The organism is Nereida ignava, from assembly GCF_001049735.1.
GTDB lineage: Bacteria > Pseudomonadota > Alphaproteobacteria > Rhodobacterales > Rhodobacteraceae > Nereida > Nereida ignava.
Genome location: NZ_CVPC01000018.1, coordinates 1 through 20,400, shown reverse-complemented (window position 1 = coordinate 20,400; position 20,400 = coordinate 1). Strand labels below are relative to the sequence as shown.

General features: G+C 52.0%; 21 protein-coding genes. 2 read left to right on the top strand and 19 right to left on the bottom strand.

The window, feature by feature from the left end; all coding sequences use genetic code 11:
• The 19 genes from NIG5292_RS15180 to glpD all read right to left on the bottom strand — a co-directional run.
• Positions 1-539: DUF3768 domain-containing protein (locus NIG5292_RS15180; protein WP_053084917.1), on the bottom strand; the 539-nt coding region annotated here is incomplete at its 3' end.
• The gene (locus NIG5292_RS12315) at positions 532-990 is read right to left on the bottom strand and encodes a hypothetical protein (RefSeq protein WP_048599841.1); all 459 of its coding nucleotides are present in this window, start codon (positions 988-990) and stop codon (positions 532-534) included. The genes NIG5292_RS15180 and NIG5292_RS12315, both read right to left, overlap by 8 nt.
• A 169-nt stretch (positions 991-1,159) precedes the next feature.
• The gene (locus tag NIG5292_RS12310) at positions 1,160-1,801 is read right to left on the bottom strand and encodes an AAA family ATPase (protein ID WP_048599840.1); all 642 of its coding nucleotides are present in this window, start codon (positions 1,799-1,801) and stop codon (positions 1,160-1,162) included.
• Between the two features lie 71 nt (positions 1,802-1,872).
• A complete protein-coding gene (locus NIG5292_RS12305; RefSeq protein WP_233488228.1) occupies positions 1,873-2,658 on the bottom strand; it encodes a carbohydrate ABC transporter permease in 786 nt (261 codons plus the stop codon).
• Positions 2,659-2,660: 2 nt separating this feature from the next.
• A complete protein-coding gene (locus NIG5292_RS15175) occupies positions 2,661-3,185 on the bottom strand; it encodes a carbohydrate ABC transporter permease (RefSeq protein ID WP_233488227.1) in 525 nt (174 codons plus the stop codon).
• 3 nt (positions 3,186-3,188) lie between these two features.
• Positions 3,189-3,524: an ABC transporter permease family protein gene (locus NIG5292_RS15170; protein ID WP_233488226.1), complete on the bottom strand. Its 336-nt coding sequence runs from the start codon at positions 3,522-3,524 to the stop codon at positions 3,189-3,191.
• A gap of 42 nt (positions 3,525-3,566) precedes the next feature.
• Complete coding sequence (gene tpiA, locus NIG5292_RS12295) at positions 3,567-4,319, bottom strand: triose-phosphate isomerase (RefSeq protein ID WP_048599839.1); 753 nt, start codon at positions 4,317-4,319, stop codon at positions 3,567-3,569.
• Entirely contained in the window at positions 4,316-5,590 is a 1,275-nt protein-coding gene (eno, locus tag NIG5292_RS12290; protein WP_048599838.1) for a phosphopyruvate hydratase, read from the bottom strand. The genes tpiA and eno overlap by 4 nt, the downstream gene beginning before the upstream one ends.
• Positions 5,590-6,588, bottom strand: a complete 999-nt coding sequence (gene gap / locus NIG5292_RS12285; protein WP_048599837.1) for a type I glyceraldehyde-3-phosphate dehydrogenase — start codon at positions 6,586-6,588, stop codon at positions 5,590-5,592. Before gap ends, eno begins: the two co-directional genes overlap by 1 nt.
• A 41-nt stretch (positions 6,589-6,629) precedes the next feature.
• Positions 6,630-8,048: a pyruvate kinase gene (pyk, locus tag NIG5292_RS12280; RefSeq protein WP_048599836.1), complete on the bottom strand. Its 1,419-nt coding sequence runs from the start codon at positions 8,046-8,048 to the stop codon at positions 6,630-6,632.
• A 10-nt stretch (positions 8,049-8,058) separates the two neighbouring features.
• Positions 8,059-9,189 (bottom strand): iron-containing alcohol dehydrogenase, encoded by a 1,131-nt coding sequence (locus tag NIG5292_RS12275; protein WP_048599835.1) that lies wholly within the window; start codon positions 9,187-9,189, stop codon positions 8,059-8,061.
• 4 nt (positions 9,190-9,193) lie between these two features.
• The gene (glpK, locus tag NIG5292_RS12270) at positions 9,194-10,681 is read right to left on the bottom strand and encodes a glycerol kinase GlpK (protein ID WP_048599834.1); all 1,488 of its coding nucleotides are present in this window, start codon (positions 10,679-10,681) and stop codon (positions 9,194-9,196) included.
• A gap of 132 nt (positions 10,682-10,813) precedes the next feature.
• Complete coding sequence (locus NIG5292_RS12265; RefSeq protein ID WP_048599833.1) at positions 10,814-12,535, bottom strand: ABC transporter substrate-binding protein; 1,722 nt, start codon at positions 12,533-12,535, stop codon at positions 10,814-10,816.
• Positions 12,536-12,617: 82 nt separating this feature from the next.
• Positions 12,618-12,890 (bottom strand): DUF2160 domain-containing protein, encoded by a 273-nt coding sequence (locus NIG5292_RS12260; protein ID WP_048599832.1) that lies wholly within the window; start codon positions 12,888-12,890, stop codon positions 12,618-12,620.
• 28 nt (positions 12,891-12,918) lie between these two features.
• Entirely contained in the window at positions 12,919-13,779 is an 861-nt protein-coding gene (locus tag NIG5292_RS12255) for a carbohydrate ABC transporter permease (RefSeq protein ID WP_048599831.1), read from the bottom strand.
• 3 nt (positions 13,780-13,782) lie between these two features.
• Positions 13,783-14,652 carry a carbohydrate ABC transporter permease gene (locus tag NIG5292_RS12250; RefSeq protein WP_048599830.1) on the bottom strand — a complete coding sequence of 290 codons (870 nt, stop codon included), beginning with the start codon at positions 14,650-14,652 and terminating at the stop codon, positions 13,783-13,785.
• Positions 14,652-15,728, bottom strand: a complete 1,077-nt coding sequence (locus NIG5292_RS12245) for an ABC transporter ATP-binding protein (protein WP_048599829.1) — start codon at positions 15,726-15,728, stop codon at positions 14,652-14,654. Before NIG5292_RS12245 ends, NIG5292_RS12250 begins: the two co-directional genes overlap by 1 nt.
• 13 nt (positions 15,729-15,741) lie before the next feature.
• A complete protein-coding gene (locus NIG5292_RS12240) occupies positions 15,742-16,830 on the bottom strand; it encodes an ABC transporter ATP-binding protein (protein ID WP_048599828.1) in 1,089 nt (362 codons plus the stop codon).
• A gap of 10 nt (positions 16,831-16,840) precedes the next feature.
• Positions 16,841-18,427 carry a glycerol-3-phosphate dehydrogenase gene (gene glpD / locus NIG5292_RS12235; protein ID WP_048599827.1) on the bottom strand — a complete coding sequence of 529 codons (1,587 nt, stop codon included), beginning with the start codon at positions 18,425-18,427 and terminating at the stop codon, positions 16,841-16,843.
• A 257-nt stretch (positions 18,428-18,684) separates the two neighbouring features.
• Between glpD and NIG5292_RS12230 the strand changes: the two genes are divergently transcribed.
• Both NIG5292_RS12230 and NIG5292_RS12225 read left to right on the top strand, forming a co-directional pair.
• Positions 18,685-19,482: a DeoR/GlpR family DNA-binding transcription regulator gene (locus NIG5292_RS12230; protein WP_048599826.1), complete on the top strand. Its 798-nt coding sequence runs from the start codon at positions 18,685-18,687 to the stop codon at positions 19,480-19,482.
• A 572-nt stretch (positions 19,483-20,054) separates the two neighbouring features.
• On the top strand, positions 20,055-20,400 hold a 346-nt coding region (locus tag NIG5292_RS12225; RefSeq protein ID WP_048599825.1), incomplete at its 3' end, for a PTS sugar transporter subunit IIA.

Here is a 20,400-nt window from a genome sequence, read left to right as displayed (position 1 = left end):
ATGAGCCTCACCTCATGACCGGCTTCTTGTGCATATCGGCCCCACCAATGGCTGGTCGCACAGGCTTCCATCGCAACGAGGCAACTCGAGTGTTCCGCCAAGAGCTGGCTCAGCTTTCCACGCGAATACTTGCGATTGAATTTGACGACGCCTTCTGCCGTCGYAGCGCAAACCTGAAACGAGTGCTTTGCAAGGTCGATGGCCAGAATGCTAATATCTGACATGGATGTTTCCTTTCTTTTGAACTGACTTCCAACAAAGCCAGTCTGGCACATTGCGATGCCGTTGTGGGAGGGAGCATCCACCCCATCAATCTTCCAGAAGATGGTTATATCCCCGTGAAGGAATGATCCGAAGTCATGTTCTCCGTAAGGGTCATTGTCGCGTGTGAAGGCGCTGTACCTGCGCACTTGGTCCAGCACTGATGGCACGTCATCTAATGTCTGCACCCCCTGAGTGATCACAACACGACAGCCTGTGAACGAGCGCCGTGCGTGATCATTAAGTGCTGCTATTTTGGCTGTGTCTACCTCATGCATTTGCCGCAGCTTTGGCAGCCCCTGGCTTTAGGCGTGGCTGTCGCTCAGCTACTTTGGTGATGGCTGTGTCCAGCTCTCCTGCCGCCGCTGCATTTAGGAAAGCGTCTAGAACAGCTGCCACATCTTCTAGTGCTTTGACCAGTACCGCGTTGTTGGTGCCATCTGCAGCAATCACACGTGCTCCGTATCTGCACTGCACGTACCAGCCACCGTCTTGTTCAAAAAACCATGGGCGCACTCGGCGGTGGGTTTTGACCATCACACGCTCTCCCATGTCATTGGTCATCCATTTGTGCCGCTCAACCCGGTGATCTTCTTTCTTGAGTGCTGCCGCATGCACCAGCTTTTGCTCTTTGAGCCCTGCTACGAGTTTATCACGTCGCGCAATAATGGGATCGCGTTTTGCACTGCGATCTACTGTCTTGAATGTAAGCTTTGCCAGATGTGTCATATCCGCTCCTTGCTGTTTGGTTACAGCTAAAGCGTATGTTCAAAGGAAACATTGGACGACAGGAAAGACAGTCAAGTGACTGATTTTATTTAATTAAGCTTAGATCCGCCTGAGTGAGTGATCGCTTCTTTGCGCCGCTTACGCATCATACAATCCTCAGGTCCACACTTCATTGGCCAACCGCAAATTGCTTTGCAGCGTCAACTTGCTCTTCCATGTAGTCGATGAAGTCACGCGCATCCCCACTGAAGTTTTGCAGCAGTTGCGCAATACCACTTTGCGTCACCCGCGCACCTTCTGCAGCAAGGATCGCTTGAGCACGTGGCACCCAGTCTGTGTTTAGCGGTCTTTGGACCTCAACACAGCGCATCCGGCTTTGCAGAGCAGGCTTAAGCTTCTTGATGTAATTGGTGCTGGCCAAGAGCTGTACGCTTTTATGCTGTTCAATGAACGTACGGGTCTTGCTCGGCACCGCATCCTCAACTTCATCGATCTCATCAATGATGATTAATGCAGGTGTTCCGGGCGCCCACATCTGCATCTGCGCCATGTTCAGGATCCTATCAAAGAGCCCCTTGCCCGCATCTGCACCGTTAACTGTAAAATCATCGCTCGCGATACCAGCTTGTGCGAACTGCGCTTCAACGACCAGTCGCAGAGCTTCTGATTTACCCGTTCCCGGTTCTCCATAAAGCAGCAATGGTTTTGAAGGACGCGCTGTTGCATAGCGCATGATTGTGGCGGCAACTGTGGGATCTGCAAACACAAGATCCTGCACAACCTTCGGCCGATGACGTTCCTCAAAAGTCATATTCACACACAAAGCGTGATGTGAAATTGTGTTGGAATTATCTGCCCTTGCAAGAGGAGCTATCGACATAATCAAATACGCAGCTGAAATCCTTTGGCAACATGGTTTCGAACGAAGAAAATCAAAAGAATCCCCGGCAATAGCGACAGTATCGTGACGGCCATCACCAGCCCAACATCCGTCTGAAAACCGAACAGGCTTTCGATAGCCATCGGTATCGGTTTGCTACCTGTTGAAGTCAAAATTCGCGCCAGAACGACTTCGACCCATGAAAAGATAAAGCAGAAAAACGCTGCAACTGCGATGCCCGGTGCGATGATCGGCAGCAGGAATTTAACGAAAAATTCAGGTGTCGAGTAGCCATCTAAGAATGCGGTTTCGTCGAATTCTTTTGGCACAGTCGAGATAAAGCTTTCCAAAATCCAGATTGTGACTGGAATATTGAACAGGCAATGCACCAAAGCGATGCCAATTGGGTTGTTCAATAAGTTCAGCTTCGCAAACAGCAAAAACACAGGCAACGACAATACGACAGGCGGCGTGATGCGAAGCGCCAGCAACATCAGCAAAAAATGGCGGTCCCCCACAAACGAGAACCGCGAAATCGCGTAGGCTGCAGGCAAGCCTGCAGCTAGGCAGATCACGATATTGAACGTGACATACGTCAGCGAGTTCCCAAAAGAGCCGATCAGGGCTGGATCGGCAAAAAGGTTGCGGTAGTTCAGCAACGTAAATGTCCCGACTGCCATGTCATCGCGCGGTAATGTCGACATAAAGCTCAGCAGAACAGACTGAGCCAAGGGGGCAACCATCACTATTGCAAGGCCAATCAGGGCAAGTATTTTCAAACCTAGCAAGATTATAACGCCCCCCGACTTTGCCGGCGTGACAAGATTTGCAAGGCCCATGCCACCACCATAACAATCAACAAATACACAACGGACCGCGCCGCTGCCGGCCCATAGTTAAAGGCTGCGATGTCTTCGCCCAGCTCCAAGGACAAAAAAGATGTGGCATCGTCGGGCCCTCCGGCATTGATCCCGAAAGCTTCGGTATAGATCATCATGCTGTCCATAACGCGCAGGATCAGCGCCATCGTTAGGACACCGTGCAATTTGGGCAATTGGATATGTCGAAAGACCGCCCAACGTCCGGCACCGTCAATTTTGGCAGCGAGGTAGTAGGTCTGTGGAACGGTAGACAGGCCCGAATGTGCAAGGATCGCCACAAGGCCAACCCAATGCCATGTGTCCATCGCAAGGATCAACATCCAAGTGTGCATCGCTGTGAACTTATAGTCAAAATCCCAACCGATTGCCTCAAACATCTGGCCCAAAAAACCATAATCGGTGTTGATGAACCCAAGCCAAATGGCGGGGATCATGTTCTATGGCACCACCAGCGGCAGGGCCAAAATCATTAGCACCGCACCTTTTGCAATGGTGTTTTGCGGGATCAACAGGGCAATCGCGACACCCAAAGGGAACTGGATTAACAGCACCAGTGTTGTGAACAACAGGCTGCGTCCAAGGGCTGCATACAGATCGGGCGTCCCAACAAGTGCCGCGTACCATTCCGCGCCAACCCAAAACCGGCTGTCCAATGTAAAAATGTCAAAGAAAGAATAGTTTATCACCGCCACAAGCGGGACGAATCCAACCAAACCCAACAGCGCAATCGCAGGTAAAGCAAGCCACCAAGCCGCATTGCTCTGTTGTTTCATCTCGGTCTTACTCTCTTGATCTGGGTCTGGTCTGTGGCACGCTCATGCCCGCATCGTGCGCCAGTTTGTATCGCCTGCATTCGCGACTATCTGCGCGAATTGTGAGGGGTTCAATGACGCACCTCCGACTAATAGACCGTCAACACTGGCCAAAGACAACAAGCGTGCCGCATTTTCAGCATTTGCGGACCCGCCATACAAGATCCGCAGATATCCAGCGGGATAGCCCATGGTAGTCACGCAAGTGCGAATGAATGCGAGAGCTTCGTAGATATCATCCGGGGTTGGGATGCGCCCTGTGCCAATGGCCCAAATCGGCTCATAGGCGATAACGATCGGCGTTGGATTCTGGTTGGCCAAGATCGCAAGCTGCTCACCGAGGACGGCACACCATGTAGCATGGTCCCGTTCGGCCTGCGTCTCGCCAATGCATAAAACGGGTATGATGCTGTGGTCCTTCAACTGCTGTAGCTTGCCGCCAATCATGGCGTTTGTCTCTAACTGGCTTTGCCGTCTTTCCGAATGCCCAATCAAACAATATGACACCCCGAACTCCGCCAACATGGCCGCCGAAATCTCGCCGGTGTGTGCGCCGTTGGCTGTGCTGGCGCAGTTCTGTGCCCCTGTCTTTGGGGTAAAGGATTTGTGTTGACCCAAGGCGTGGAGATAGGGCGCGGGCGTGCAGACAACGGCCTCCGCATTCGCGAAGAACTGGCCTTGTGTCGCCGCTGCAATTTCGTCCAACAAGCGCAGGCTGCCGTTCATTTTCCAGTTTGCAATGATCAGCTTCTTCATTTTAATACCGATCTTCCCGCATAGGTTGCCGCCTCGCCCAGCGTCTCTTCAATGCGGATCAACTGGTTGTATTTCGCCAGCCGGTCCGACCGTGACAAAGAACCTGTTTTGATCTGGCCACAATTTGTCGCCACAGCAAGATCAGCAATCGTCACATCCTCCGTCTCGCCTGACCGATGCGACATGACATTGGTGAAGCCTGCGCGGTGGCCCATTTCAACGGCCTGCAATGTCTCGGTCAGCGTTCCGATTTGATTGACTTTCACGAGCATGGAATTGGCAGACCCTCGGGCGATCCCTTCGGCCAGGCGTACGGGGTTGGTCACAAACAGATCGTCACCGACCAATTGCACCTTGTTCCCGATCATGTCCGTCAGCATTTTCCAGCCGTCCCAATCATCCTCAGCCATTCCGTCTTCGATGGAGATGATTGGATAGTCGCTTGCCAGCTTTGCCAGAAACGCAGCATTTTGCTCAGAGCTAAGCGAGAGCCCCTCGCTTTTCATCTCGTACCTGCCATCGCGGTAATATTCGGTCGCTGCACAGTCCAACGCGAGGTAGATGTCCTCGCCCGGTACGTAGCCCGCTTTTTCGATTGACCTCATAATGAAATCAAGCGCACCACGGGTCGATGCGAGGTTCGGGGCAAAGCCACCCTCGTCGCCAATCCCGGTGTTGTGGCCAGCGGCGGTCAGTTCCTTTTTGAGCGTCTGAAAGACCTCTGCCCCCATGCGCACAGCCTCGCGGATGTTGGTAGCCGCGACAGGCATGATCATAAATTCCTGAATATCGATCGGGTTGTCCGCATGCTCTCCGCCGTTGATGATGTTCATCATCGGGACGGGTAGTATCCGCGCAGATGTCCCACCGATATAGCGAAACAAGGGCTGGCCAATACACTCCGCTGCGGCCTTGGCCACCGCCAGTGACACACCCAGGATCGCATTTGCGCCCAGACGTCCCTTGTTCGGGGTTCCGTCTAGCGCGATCATTGCAGCATCAATGGCCACTTGTTCGGTCGCGTCGACACCCACAAGGGCGCCCGCCAGCTCGCTATTCACAGCAGCGACCGCATCTTGAACGCCTTTGCCCAGATAGCGCGCCATGTCGCCATCGCGCTTTTCAACCGCCTCATGGGCACCGGTTGACACGCCTGAAGGCACAGCCGCACGGCCTATCGTGCCATCATCGAGGGTCACATCCACCTCGACAGTCGGATTGCCACGGCTGTCCAGAATTTCACGGGCATAAAGATCAATAATCAACGACATCAGATCAATTTACCCATTGCCACTGCCGTATCCGCCATCCGGTTCGAGAAGCCCCATTCATTGTCATACCAGCTCAAAATGCGGACCATGTTACCGTCCAGCACTTTGGTCTGGTCCATGTGGAATATCGACGAATGCGGGTCATGGTTGAAATCCGTACTGACTAAGCAGGCATCTGTGTATCCCAACACGCCCTTAAGTGGGCCGTCTGCGGCCACTTTGATCGCCGCGTTTATCTCTGCCACGCTGGTTGCCTTGCTTGCCTCAAAGGTTAAATCAACGACCGATACATTTGGTGTCGGCACTCGGATCGCAACACCGTCAAGCTTACCACACAGTTCGGGTAAGACCAGCCCGACAGCTTTGGCCGCACCGGTAGAAGTGGGGATCATCGACAGCGCCGCCGCACGCGCACGGTAGAGATCGCTGTGCATCGTATCAAGCGTAGGTTGGTCACCAGTATAGCTGTGGATCGTAGTCATGAAACCTTTTGTGATGCCAACAGTTTCGTGCAGCACCTTCGCAATGGGGGATAAACAGTTGGTGGTGCAAGACGCATTCGATACAACTAGATCGTTTGCTGTCAGAGTGTGTTCGTTGACGCCGAACACAATCGTTTTGTCCGCGTCCTTTCCGGGAGCAGAGATCAGCACGCGGCTGGCGCCGTTTTCATGATGCGCCTGACAGGCCTCTTTGCTGGTAAAGATGCCTGTGCATTCCAGCACCACGTCCACATCGGACCACGGCAGCTCTGCAGGATTTCGCAGTGCAGTCACACGGATCGGGCCGCGACCCACATCAATAGAGGTCTCGGTTGTTGTCACAGACACGGGAAAGCGGCCATGCACACTGTCATAGCGCAACAGATGGGCGTTGGTCTCTACAGGTCCGAGATCGTTGATTGCGATGACCTCAATATCGGTACGACCGCTTTCAATGATGGCGCGCAATACATTGCGCCCGATGCGGCCAAAGCCGTTAATTGCTACTTTTATCATGGCAACTCCTTGGGGGGTTAAGCGCGCAGGTTCGGGGAGGATCAAACCTTGGACACGCGTAGAATATTAGTGGTGCCGGTTTCTTCGATGGGGACACCAGCCGTGATCACAATCTCTTGGCCTGTATCGGCCAGACCGAACCTGCGGCATTGCTGTGAGGCCACCACTGTCGCGTCTTTGAAGCGTTCGGCCTGCGGGACTACAACGCTTTGCAACCCCCAAACAAGGCACAGCCGCCGCGACGTGCCCACATCGGGCGTCATGGCCAAGATCGGCTTTGACGGCTTTTCGCGTGCGACCAGTTGCGCCGTGGTGCCCGATTGTGTGAAGCAACAGATCGCCTCAATTCGCGCCCGATCCGAGATTTCACGCGCCGCCGCCGCAATAGCGTGAGACGTGTCAATCTCCCGCGTATCATTGAGGCGGACAGCCATAAGCTCGGCATATTTGGGGTCGGATTCAGTCTCGGTTGCGACTGCGGTCATTACTTCGACCGCCTTAATCGGGAACTGACCGGCAGCGGTTTCTGCCGACAACATCACCGCATCCGCACCATCATAGATCGCTGTTGCCACATCTGAAACTTCGGCCCGTGTAGGCACCGGTGCCTCAATCATGCTCTCAAGCATTTGGGTCGCGACAATCACAGGTTTGCCAGCTTTGCGCGCCTGCTCCACCAGCATTTTCTGCACACGTGGCACCTCTTGCACGGGCAGCTCAACACCCAAATCACCACGCGCCACCATGACCCCGTCCGAAGCCTCTAGAATGGCGTCATAGTTTTCCACTGCGGCAGGTTTCTCGATCTTCGACAAGATCGCGGCACGGCCTTTGACCAGCGCGCGCGCCTCTTCGACATCTTGGGCGACTTGGACAAAGGACAGTGCCAACCAATCGACACCCAAGTCACAGACGAATTCCAGATCACTACGGTCCTTGTCGCTCAGCGCGCTCAGCGGTAGCACGACATCCGGCAGGTTTACCCCCTTGCGGTCAGAAATTTCGCCGCCAACGATAACTTCGCAGTTTGCGTGGTTAGCACTACTTTCGTTCACTTTCAGCCGAATTTTACCGTCATTCACCAAAACAGACGCGCCAGGACGCAGGGCTTGGAAAATCTCCGGGTGTGGCAAGGTAACGCGCGTGTAGTCACCTTGCGCATCATCCAGATCAAACCGAAACGCAGCGCCAGTTTCCAACACTTGGGGTCCTCCGCCAAACACACCACAGCGGATTTTGGGGCCTTGCAAATCAGCCAGAATACCGATGGGCCGCTGCAACGTGATTTCCGCATCCCGCACTGCCTTGTGCAACTTTGCGACCATGTCATGAGAGCCGTGGCTCATGTTCAGGCGGAACACATTCACGCCGGCTTCCGCCAGTTGCAATATGATAGCGCTATTATTTGAAGCCGGACCGAGCGTGGCCACGATCTTGATATTTCTATGGGGAGGGGGCACGAAGTTTCTCCTAGAGCGCGTCTCGAAGGACCTGCGCCAATTCGTTGATTTCTAATTTAACGGAGTTTTTGAGTGAGGAAGAGGCCGTAACTGCCGTCTGCGCCACCCCCTTAATCTGATCAATACGCACTCCCCAGCTTGAGAGGCGCGGCAAGTCTTGGGCATCAACCCAGCGCTCAAAGCCGGAACAGGGATCGGTCGGTTCAGTAGGTGCGAATGCCTGCGCAATTGCATCTTGGCAAAACGCAATATCCGACCGAATAGCTTCAGTACAAAAAGGCGATTGAAGGGTGGCGCGCATCACGGGCATCAGCAAGCGACCACAAAGTGCACCGTGCGGCGCCGGATACGCCCCGCCCAAAACAGAGGCAAGACCATGCGCTGCACCCAAGCCCCCATTGGCAAGAGCAAGCCCACTTGAAAGACTTCCACATGCCAGCCCAGACCACGCATCAGAGCTGCCGGTTTCAATAACATCCCGCAACGCCGCGAGCGTCGATCCGATCGCAGGACCAGCCAGCGCGCGTGTTAACGGAGTTGAAAAGGCCGAGGTATATGCCTCAATGTTCTGAACAACAGCATCCAGACCAGCGTAAAGTACAACCGACTTTGGCGCCGTTTTCATCAGATCTGGGTCTACCAATGCGACATCTGGCTGCAATGCAGGGCCCCGAAAGCTGACTTTGGCGGCACTGTTCAATGCGCCCAGGACGGCGTTCGATGTGACCTCTGCGCCCGTGCCTGCGGTTGTGGGCAAAACGATCAGCGGCACGCAACCAGCCGCATCATGCGTCAGGCCAAAGTCATCGTCCGTCAATGCGGCCTCTTTTTGCAGCGCGACCCGAAGTGCCTTGCCCGTATCAATCGCAGAGCCTCCGCCGCAAACCACAATGCAGTCGCAGTGGTCTATGCCACGCGCATCATTGATTGCTTGCAGGGTCGGCTCACCCGCGCAGACGACAAACGTTACGTTTAGCCCAGTTTCGGCAAGCAAAGCACGCACAGGGGCCGATGCTGTGCCAGACACACCCGTCACCAGCACCACAAACCGCGCACCTTCTGGCAAAAGGTCCAACAGCTTGCGGTGAACCCCTGCCCCAAAGTGTACTTGGGTTTTGCAAGAAAAGGAAAAATCAGCCATCTGTTTAGTACGCCAGCGTGGCCTGGACAGCCCGTTGCCAATTCGCGAATTTCTGGTGCCGTTCTTCCTCCGCCATCTGCGATTGGAACTGGCAATCCAGTTCCCATTGTTTGGAAAATTCCTCTTGAGCAGGCATCACCCCGACCTTCATGCCGGCTAGCCATGCAACACCAAGTGCAGTGGTTTCAAGCACCTTCGGTCGGTCCACGGGAGCGTCAGTGATATCAGCAAGAAACTGCATCGCCCAGTTGGAGGCGCTCATCCCGCCATCGACACGCAGAACACTAGATGCACCATCGGGCGTCCAATCGGCGCGCATGGCGTCCAGAAGATCGCGGGTTTGATAGCCGACACTTTCAAGGGCCGCGCGGGCCAGCTCATTCGGGCCGGAATTGCGCGTGAGGCCAAACACCGCACCACGACATTCGGGGTTCCAATAGGGCGCGCCAAGGCCTGTGAAGGCAGGAACAAGGACAACCGATTGCGTTTTATCAGCGCCTTCCGCACGCGGCTGTGTCTCAGATGCTTCACGGATAATCTTGAGACCGTCCCGCAGCCATTGCACAACCGCGCCAGCGATGAAGATCGACCCCTCAAGGGCATAGGTCGGCTTGCCATCCAGTTGATACGCAATCGTTGTCAGTAGGCGGTTTTTGGACATAACGGGCGTATCGCCAGTATTAAGCAGCGCAAAACAGCCCGTTCCATAGGTGGATTTCAACATACCCGGCTCAAAACACGCCTGCCCGATTGTCGCCGCCTGCTGGTCGCCCGCCACGCCGCAAATAGGGATGTGACGACCGAACAAATCGGGACGACTTTGGCCAAAGTCAGCGGCGCTATCTTTGACCTGCGGCAGCATGTTCATGGGGATATCAAACAGCCCGCAAATGGTCTGGCTCCAGCAGCCTTTGCGGATGTCATAAAGCATTGTGCGCGCCGCGTTGGTCGCATCTGTGACATGCGATTGGCCGCCGGTCAGCTTCCAGATCAAGAAGGTGTCGACTGTCCCAAAAAGCAGATCACCGTTGAGCGCCCGCGCCCGTGCGCCGTCCACATGGTCCAAAATCCACTTAAGTTTTGTGGCGGAAAAATATGGATCGACCAGCAGCCCTGTGCGGTCAGTGAACATGTCAGAATGACCAGAACCCCGCAACTCCTTGCAAAAGTCAGCGGTGCGGCGGTCCTGCCAGACGACCGCATTGTGGATCGGCTCGCCTGTTTTGCGGTCCCAGACGATGGTGGTCTCGCGCTGGTTTGTGATCCCAATAGATACCACGTCAGCGATGTTGATGTTAGCGCGTTCAATTACCTCGCGGCATGTGCCAGCGGTAGTACCCCATAAATCATTTGGGTCATGTTCAACCCAACCTGATTGAGGGAAAATTTGGGGAAATTCTTCTTGCGCTTGAGCAACGATGGTCAGTTTTTCATCAAACAATATTGCACGAGTGGAAGTGGTGCCTTGATCTATTGCGAGTACGTATTTCATGTTTGGTCTCATTTAGCCGCAAAAAGGTAACAGCGAGTCAAGACGCTGTGCAAATATGCTTTCGATGGCACTTTTAGAAAAGTTTGGGGAAGTGTGGGGCGCTTATGCGCCCCACACTCAGGGATAATTCCCTTAGTTCCAGGACTTAATCAGCTCATCATAAGCGATAGTCTTTGGTTCTTCATCTTCGTTTGCAAGCTTGGCGTATGGTGCACCTGGCTGAGCGAACCAGTGATCAGCACTCATCTCATCATTGAGCTTCGGACCCAGATCACCCTGGACACCTGCTCGCTCAAGACGGGATAGTACTTTTTCCTGATCTGCACAAAGTGCATCAAGTGCCTCTTGTGGCGTTTTTGCACCAGACATTGCGTCACCGATGTTCTGCCACCACAGCTGAGCTAGCTTTGGATAATCAGGCACGTTTGTGCCTGTTGGTGACCACTGAACGCGAGCTGGCGAGCGGTAGAATTCGACCAGACCACCAAGACGTGGTGCGCGCTCTGTGAAGTGCTCAGAGTCAATGGTAGACTCGCGAATAAAGGTTAGACCTACGTCAGACTTCTTTAGGTCAACTGTTTTTGACACAACAAACTGGGCATAGAGCCAAGCTGCCTGAGCACGGTCAACAGGTGTTGATTCCATCAACGTCCAGGAACCTGCGTCTTGGTAACCGATCTTCTGGCCATCTTTCCAATATGCGCCGTGTGGCGATGGAGCCATACGCCATTTTGGCGTACCGTCCGCATTCATGACGGGGAGATCTGGCTCTACTGTGGCCGCCGTAAAGGCTGTGTACCAGAACATCTGCTGAGCAACGTTGCCTTGTGCAGGGATCGGACCAGCTTCGCCGAAAGTCATACCAGCAGCAGCAGGAGGAGAATACTTATCGAGCCACTCAATTGCTTTAGTTACCGCATAAACAGCTGCAGGTGCATTTGTTGCGCCACCTCGTGCTACGCAGGAACCAGTAGGCTGAGAGTTCTCGTTTACACGGATACCCCATTCATCAACCGGCAGACCATTTGGCTCACCAACGTCTCCCATACCAGCCATGGACATCCACGCGTCAGTATAGCGCCAACCCAGGGAAGGGTCTTTCTTACCATAGTCCATGTTGCCAAAGACTTCGCCCTCTACGCCCAACCGCGAAAGATCGCGGCCTGTGAAAAACTCGGCAATGTCTTCGTATGCGGACCAGTTCACCGGAACACCGAGATCATAGCCAAACTTTGCCTTGAAGTCAGCTTTGTTCTGTTCGTCGTTAAACCAATCGTACCGGAACCAATACAAGTTCGCGAACTGCTGCGTCGGAAGCTGATAGAGCTTTCCATCGGGGCCAGTTGTGAATGACGTACCAATAAAATCTTCAACATCAAGCGTTGGCAAAGTAACATCTGCACCTTCGCCCGCCATCCAATCAGTCAAGTTGCGTACTTGCTTGTAGCGCCAGTGCGTACCGATTAGATCAGAGTCATTGACGTAAGCGTCATAAATGTTTTCACCGGACTGCATCTGTGTTTGCAGCTTTTCGACAACGTCACCTTCACCGATCAAGTCGTGTGTAACCTTGATGCCGGTGATTGCTTCAAAGGCTGGTGCCAACACATTTGCTTCATATTCGTGCGTTGCAATTGTTTCTGAAACAACTTTGATTTCCATCCCTTGATAAGGTGCTGATGCATCTACAAAGAACTTCATCTCGGCTTCTTGATCAGCGCGGGACAGTGTCGATACGCCGGCAATTTCATTATCAAGGAATGCTTTAGCGGCATCCATGTCAGCGAGTGCTGGCGACGCCAGAACTCCAAGCGCAAGCACAATGGCTGAGCTTGATTTTAACGAAATAGTCATCATTTCCTCCCTTACGGAAATTGGTTTAGTTTAGTTCGCGTGCTGGGACCGTTAATCTCAGCGCGTGCTTTTCCTCCCCCACTCATACCCAACGGAAAACCGCTACAGCATAAGCAAGACAGACCATCAGTGCATATGGTTGATTTGCACCTACCACTCCCAACCAAGCCAGATTGATAAAGGCCGAGCCAAGAAGTGTGATAAAGAGACGATCTCCACGTGTCGTCTCTGTCCTAAGGATCCCCATACGAGGTGCCTCTGGAAACTTGATCGCGAGCACAGTGAACACTGTCAGTGTGCATGCTATGACAATGAAAAATATTGCCGTGGGCGTCGTCCAAGCCATCCATTCCATTTTCATATCCTTCCTGAAATTCGCGCAGTTAAACGCGGCCAAGGGCAAAACCCTTGGCGATATAGTTGCGGACAAAGTAGATCACCAAGGCCCCGGGAATGATGGTCAGAACACCCGCAGCGGCCAGCACACCCCAGTCTATCCCAGCAGCACCTTGTGTCCTGGTCATGATCGCCGAGATTGGCTTTGCATCTACAGAAGTAAGCGTTCGTGTCAGCAGCAACTCCACCCATGAAAACATGAAGCAAAAGAACGCTGCGACGCCGATACCGGAGGCAATCAACGGCATGAAAATCTTCACGAAAAACCTGCCAAAGCTGTAACCGTCAATATAGGCTGTTTCGTCGATTTCTTTGGGCACGCCGCGCATGAAACCTTCAAGGATCCAGACTGCCAGTGGTACGTTGAACAAGCAGTGAGCCAAGGCAACCGCGATGTGCGTGTCGAATAGTCCAACTGATGAGTACAGTTGAAAGAACGGCAGTGCGAACACAGCGGGTGGTGCCATACGGTTGGTTAGCAACCAGAAGAATAGGTGCTTGTCGCCCATAAAGTGGTAGCGGCTAAACGCATAGGCAGCAGGCAGAGCAACAGTCAAACTGATGGCCGTATTCATCACAACATAAATAATCGAGTTGATGTAGCCCGAATACCAAGACGGGTCCGTCAGGATTTTGATGTAGTTGTCAAACGTCAGATTGCGCGGCCACAAGGTGAATTCGTTCAAGACCTCGGTGTTGGTCTTAAGGCTCATGTTCAGCAGCCAATAGATCGGCAGCATCAAGAACAAGAGGTAAAGCGTCATTACGATGACGGAGCCTTTGACTTTGAACCGTTTAGTTGGTGCGGTCGCAATGACCGGATTTGAGGTTGCGGTTGCGTCAGACATAACTCATCCCCCCTTCTTATCGAGATTGGTCATCACAGTGTAGAACACGTAAGAGATGAGCAGGATTACAAGATAATACATGATCGAGAACGCGGCCGCCGGTCCAAGGTCGAACTGCCCCAAAGCCATCTTCACAAGATCAATTGACAGCAATGTCGTGGCGTTACCTGGACCACCGCCAGTGACAACAAACGGCTCAGTGTAAATCATGAAGCTGTCCATAAACCGCAGCAGGATTGCGATCATCAGAACACCCATCATCTTCGGGAGCTCGATGTAACGGAAGATAGCCCAACGGGAAGCTTGGTCGATCTTGGCTGCTTGATAATATGCATCTGGGATAGACTTGAGCCCAGCAAAAGCAAGCAGTGCGACCAGAGACGTCCAGTGCCAAACGTCCATCACAATAATCGTCACCCAGGCAGCAAAGGTATTTTGCGTGTAGTTGTAGGGAATGCCAAGCGCATCAAGCGTGTATCCCAACAGTCCAATATCAACGCGACCAAAGATCTGCCAAATCGTTCCCACAACGTTCCATGGGATTAGCAAAGGCAACGACATCATGACGAGACAAAAACTCGACCAGAAACCGCTCTTAGGCATATTCAATGCGATAAATACGCCAAGCGGTACTTGTATCGCCAAAATGATAGCAGAGAACATCAACTGGCGCCCAAGCGCGTCCCACATCCGCTCAGAGCGAAGCATTTCCTCAAACCATTCAAGGCCAGCCCAGAAGAACTGGTTGTTACCAAAGGTGTCCTGAACTGAGTAGTTCACAACTGTCATCAAAGGAATCACAGCTGAGAATGCAACGAGTAACAAAACTGGTAAGATTAGGAACCACGCCTTTTGGTTAACTGTCTTTTCCATCAGGCTACTTCTCCTGCTTTGAGCCAGTCATTGACATATACGTTCACGTGCTCGGGGTCGAACGTCACACGGTTCATGTCTGGAGAGATTTCCATACCCTCCCTAGCTAAAATATTGATCTCATTTCCAAAAAGATCTGCGCGTACAATCTTGTGTCGACCAACGTCTTCGACACGTCGAACATTCACCGGTAAGCCATCGCTCTTTGTCAGCGCTACAAATTCGGGGCGAACCCCTATCTCAACTTTGCCATTAAGGTCGTTGTAACCGCGGTTCAGCGCCAAAGAAGTACCATGTAGATTTGCAACTTTGCCCGTGATGTCCGCTGAAATGACATTCATGCCAGGCGATCCGATAAAGTAGCCAACAAACGTATGTTGGGGTCGTTCAAATAATTCCTGCGGCGTACCAATCTGCACAACGCGGCCATCATACATTACCACCACTTTATCCGCGAACGTTAGCGCTTCTGTTTGGTCGTGCGTAACGTAAATCATCGTATGACCAAATTCGTGGTGCAACGATTTTAACTGAGTACGCAATTCCCACTTCATGTGAGGGTCAATTACGGTAAGAGGCTCATCGAACAATAGGGCGTTAACATCTTCGCGGACCATCCCGCGGCCCAGGCTAATCTTTTGCTTGGCGTCAGCTGTCAAACCACTCGCACGCTTGTCCAACTCGGCTTCCATGCCGATCATCTGACCAATTTGCTGCACACGCTCCGCAATGTACTTTGGGTCCGCGCCTCGGTTCTTCAGCGGGAAGGCCAAATTGTTACGAACAGTCATGGTGTCGTAGACTACTGGAAACTGGAACACCTGTGCGATGTTGCGGTCCGCCGTTGAAGCATGGGTCACATCAATACCATCAAACAAAATACGGCCCTGGGAGGGATGCAGCAGGCCCGAGATGATGTTGAGGAGCGTGGATTTTCCACAGCCAGACGAACCCAGCAAAGCATAGGCCTCGCCGTCAGCCCAATCATGGTTCAGCTCTTTCAAAGCGAAGTCGTCTTCATCCTTGGGTTTTGGATAGTAAGAATGCGCGAGATTATCGAGTGTAATTTTTGCCATGGTCTCTCTCTCCCTATGCCGCGAGCGCGTAAGACGCAGGCGCAACCAGGTCGCCATTTTCGTTAAATAGGTAGACATGACTAGGATCGATATAGATGGGTAACGATGCCCCCAACTGCAAGTTGTGCACCCCATGGATCAGACCCACCCACTTTTCGCCACCGTGGTCCAAATGCACAAACGTCTCTGAACCCGTCAACTCTGTCACGATAAGCTTGGTATCAAACGACATAGCCCCGGAAGTTTGAGCAGTGATTTCAATATGGTTAGCCCTGAACCCCGCGATATAACGCCCGTCAGTCAAATCAGCTATCAGACCTGTTGCAATCGAACTTTGTCCACCACCAAACATGATCTTGGGCCCGGTTTTGCTGACGTTCAGGAAATTCATGGGGGGATCACTGAACACACGCGCCGTTGTGGCATCAGTTGGCCGGCGGTAGACCGTCGGAGTAAGATCAAACTGGCGTACGCGCCCTTCCCAAAGAGCAGCAGTGTTGCCGCCGAGCAGAAGAGCTTCTTCCGGCTCTGTGGTCGCATAAACAAATATCGACCCGGCTTCCTCAAAGATTTTGGGGATCTCTACGCGCAGCTCTTCGCGCAACTTGTAATCGAGGTTCGCCAAAGGTTCGTCTAAGAGCACCAGCCCTGCATCCTTAACCAAGGCACGCGCCAAAGCGCAGCGCTGCTGCTGGCCGCCAGACAGCTCAAGCGGCTTACGATCCAGCATTGGCGTAAGTTGCATTAGATCAGCAGATTTTTTTACAGCGGCATCAATCTCGGACGCTGATTTACCTATCAGTTTCAAAGGTGAGGCAATGTTCTCATAGACTGTCATAGACGGGTAATTGATGAACTGTTGGTACACCATAGCCACCTTGCGCTCTTGCACACGCATACCCGTGACGTCTTTGCCTTCCCAATGGATGGTGCCCTCGGTGGGAACATCAAGACCAGCCATCAAGCGCATCAAAGACGTTTTGCCTGACAAGGTTGGGCCAAGCAGCACATTCATCGTGCCCTTCTTTAGCGTCAAATCAGTAGGATGAATATGCACAGCACCCTCAACCGACTTCGAGACACCCCTTAGTTCTAAAGTCATTACAATCCCCTCACTCCGCTGCCGCGATGTTTCCCGCTGTCAGCCGATCTTTTATCCATTGGTCTAATACAGCTATCTGTTTTTGTTCCATTCTCAGGCCAAGTTTGCTCCTGCGCCAAACCACATCTTCTGCGGACTGCGCATATTCTTTATCCATCAACCACTCAACTTCAGCAGCAAAAAGCTCAGCGCCAAAATCCTGACCCAGGTCGTCTCTAGTCTTAGCGTGCCCCAACACTGCTGAAACTTCGGTGCCATACCCACGCACTAATCGCAGCGCAGTCCGCTCTGCTAAAAACGGAAAGCGTTGCTTTACATGCGCCAAAAGCGCTTCAACCCCGTCGACCGCGAAATCTCCGCCGGGCAGCGCAACTCCGGCGGTCCAGGGTTTTGCACTAACTGGCAATACTTTTTTGATTTCTTCTAGCGCGCTTTCAGCGAGGCAGCGATATGTTGTAATCTTGCCGCCAAAAACATTTAAAGAGGGTGCACCGAGGCTTTCATCAAGTTTCAGTACGTAGTCACGCGTCGCTGCAGAGGCTGAGCTTGCTCCATCATCATAAAGCGGACGCACACCAGAAAATGCCCAAATGATGTCGTCGACTGTTATTGGTTCAGCGAGATACGAATTAATGAAATTTATAAGATATTCTTGCTCTTCCGGGGTGCAGACAGGTTTGATCGAGAAGTCTTCGTGATCCTGATCCGTGGTTCCAATTAATGTATAGTCTGTCTCGTATGGAATCGCAAAAATGATACGGCCATCAGTCCCCTGAAAGAAATAGCATTTGTCGTGATCAAATAGCCGTTTAGTCACAATATGACTACCACGCACCAAGCGAACGTCTGATTGAGAATTACTGCGCATTGCCGTCCGCAGCACATCACCAACCCAAGGACCACCTGCATTTACAACCATTTTAGCGGTGACTGTTGAGATCGCCTTTGTACGGGAGCATTCCATTTTCACGTACCAAATGCCACTTTTAACCTCAGCACTAATTACTTTGGACCGCACCCTAATATCAGCACCACGCATTTCAGCATCTCGTGCATTCAAAACCACCAAACGTGCATCTTCGACCCAACAATCAGAATATTCGTAGGCCTTAACAAACTTGGACTTCAAACCTTTACCTTCGGGCGCGGCAGTCAATGCAAGACTCGATGTGGCCGGCAAAATCTTACGGCCCCCAAGGTGATCATAAATAAACAAACCTAGACGGATCAACCAAGCGGGCCGCTGCCCTTTCATCCATGGCATGGCTAAGTTCATCAACTTGGAGGTTGGCGTTGTCGTGTCAAAACGCATGCTCTCATGGTAGGGCAATACGAAACGTAGCGGCCACGAAATGTGTGGCATGGCGCGTAACAAGTTCTCTCGCTCGATCAACGCCTCGCGCACCAAACGGAACTCAAAATACTCAAGGTAGCGAAGACCGCCATGGAATAATTTAGTTGAGGAAGCCGACGTCGCCGAGGCTAAATCATTCATTTCTGACAAACACACACTCAAACCACGACCCGCGGCATCTCTGGCGATACCACATCCATTGATGCCGCCACCAATGATAAGCAGATCAAAATCTGTGTTCATACTCCCACCCTTTCCGCGACTACCAAGCAGCGTCACTAATTGGTGACAAAATTCGAATACAAAAGGAAGTAAAAAATGTTCGAATTTACGCGTATTTTGTAAATCACTGTTATTAAAGCATAATTTTGTAACACTTAGCGCCCGCAGCACTAAAATGCTGCACACGCAGCGTAAAAAGTACTGCAATATAAATGAAAGAATCGTGACTTAACTTTAAACCGCATTAAAACGAACATTACAGAAAGAGGGGCGAGCACTTGGCATTAACAATACGAAAACCAGAGATCATTGCGATCGCCCGCCGCGAAGGTAAAGTCACTGTTGACGGCCTTGTTGAATACTTTGGCGTTACTCCACAAACAATAAGGCGTGATTTAACTGACTTAGCTGAAACAGGCGAACTTGAGCGAGTGCATGGAGGGGCAATACTACCATCAACTACAGTTAACATTGCCTACAATGAACGCCGCATGCTCAATCAGCCCTCCAAAGTCGATATAGCCCGTGCCTGCGCTGCACGAATTCCAAACGATTGCGCAATTTTTCTTAGCATTGGCACTACAACCGAAGCCGTAGCGACCGAACTGCTGAGCCATGAAGGGTTGCTAGTCATAACTAACAACATCAACATTGCGACCATTTTGTCAGCGAACGACAAAGTGGATGTCATCGTGACAGGTGGTCAGCTGCGCCCGTCAGATGGTGGACTTGTTGGCAACCTCGCGCAAAACACTATTAACCAGTTCCAATTTGACTATGCGATAATTGGATGCTCCGCCCTACGCAATAACGGTGACCTTATGGACTTCGACATGCAAGAGGTAAGCGTTAGCAAGGCGATAATTCAACATACCGAACATGTGATCTTAGTTGCTGACAGCTCTAAATTTGACCGCAAAGCACCAGCTTTTGTCGCGCCAATAGAACATATTTCTACTTTAATTACAGATGCAGACTTGCCACCTGACTGCAAATTAAGATGTGAAGCTGCCGGGACCGAGGTCGTTTACTCATCTTCTCCAACATTTTCCAAAAGCAGCGTGACGATTGATTAACCAACAACATATCGGTATGCTGCAGGTCGCAATACGAAACGGTGTTGAACACAGCGTTTCCGCCCTGCCCTCAAAATGACGCGATAAACACACATGCACGCACACCAAAAATATTGCTGCGCAAGCCATTGATAACAAATGCCTAAATTACACTGCATCCATTGAAAATCCTCGTGTCGGTGGTTCGATTCCGCCCCCCGGGCACCATTTACCAAACAATATCAATGACTTAATCGAGCGCCATACACGCTTAAGTTGTGTTTTTCAAAAACACACCGAACACACACTTTTTGCCGTGTTGCTGAGTATTTTAGGCGCTGAATCACGGTGTTGAACACAGTGTTGGCTAGTGCTGTGTTGCGGACACTGTGTTGGCGGAGTTTTGGGCGAACATGGCTGGGAACACAGATGATGCCATTGGTAAACGTCAAGACAATAGCATCATAGACGTAATGTGTAGCCAGCCATTGTACCCAGCGTAAATAAGCGATTGAACAATTGATATATGCAGATTATGCGCTTCGCCTAATTAGCACGGCTTCGGCCTATTGTGCCAGAAGAGTAGTAGCATAATGAACCTAAGCGATATTCTTACACCAAACGCCGTCCGCGTCTTGGGCAACGTTAGCAGTAAAAAACGACTGCTGCACGATGTGGGTGATATCGCGAATGCGTGCTACGACCTTCAAGGTGCGCGATTGATTGAGGCCCTTATGGAACGCGAAGCGCTTGGGCCAACGGGAGTAGGGCACGGTGTTGCCCTACCTCACGCGCGGCTTGATGATATCGACACTGTAAAAGGTGTATTTCTTCGCCTTGAACGCCCCGTAGATTTTGAGGCGGTTGATCGTCAGCCTGTTGATCTTGTGTTTGCGTTGTTCGCACCTCGTGACAGCGGTGTATCACACCTCAAAGCGC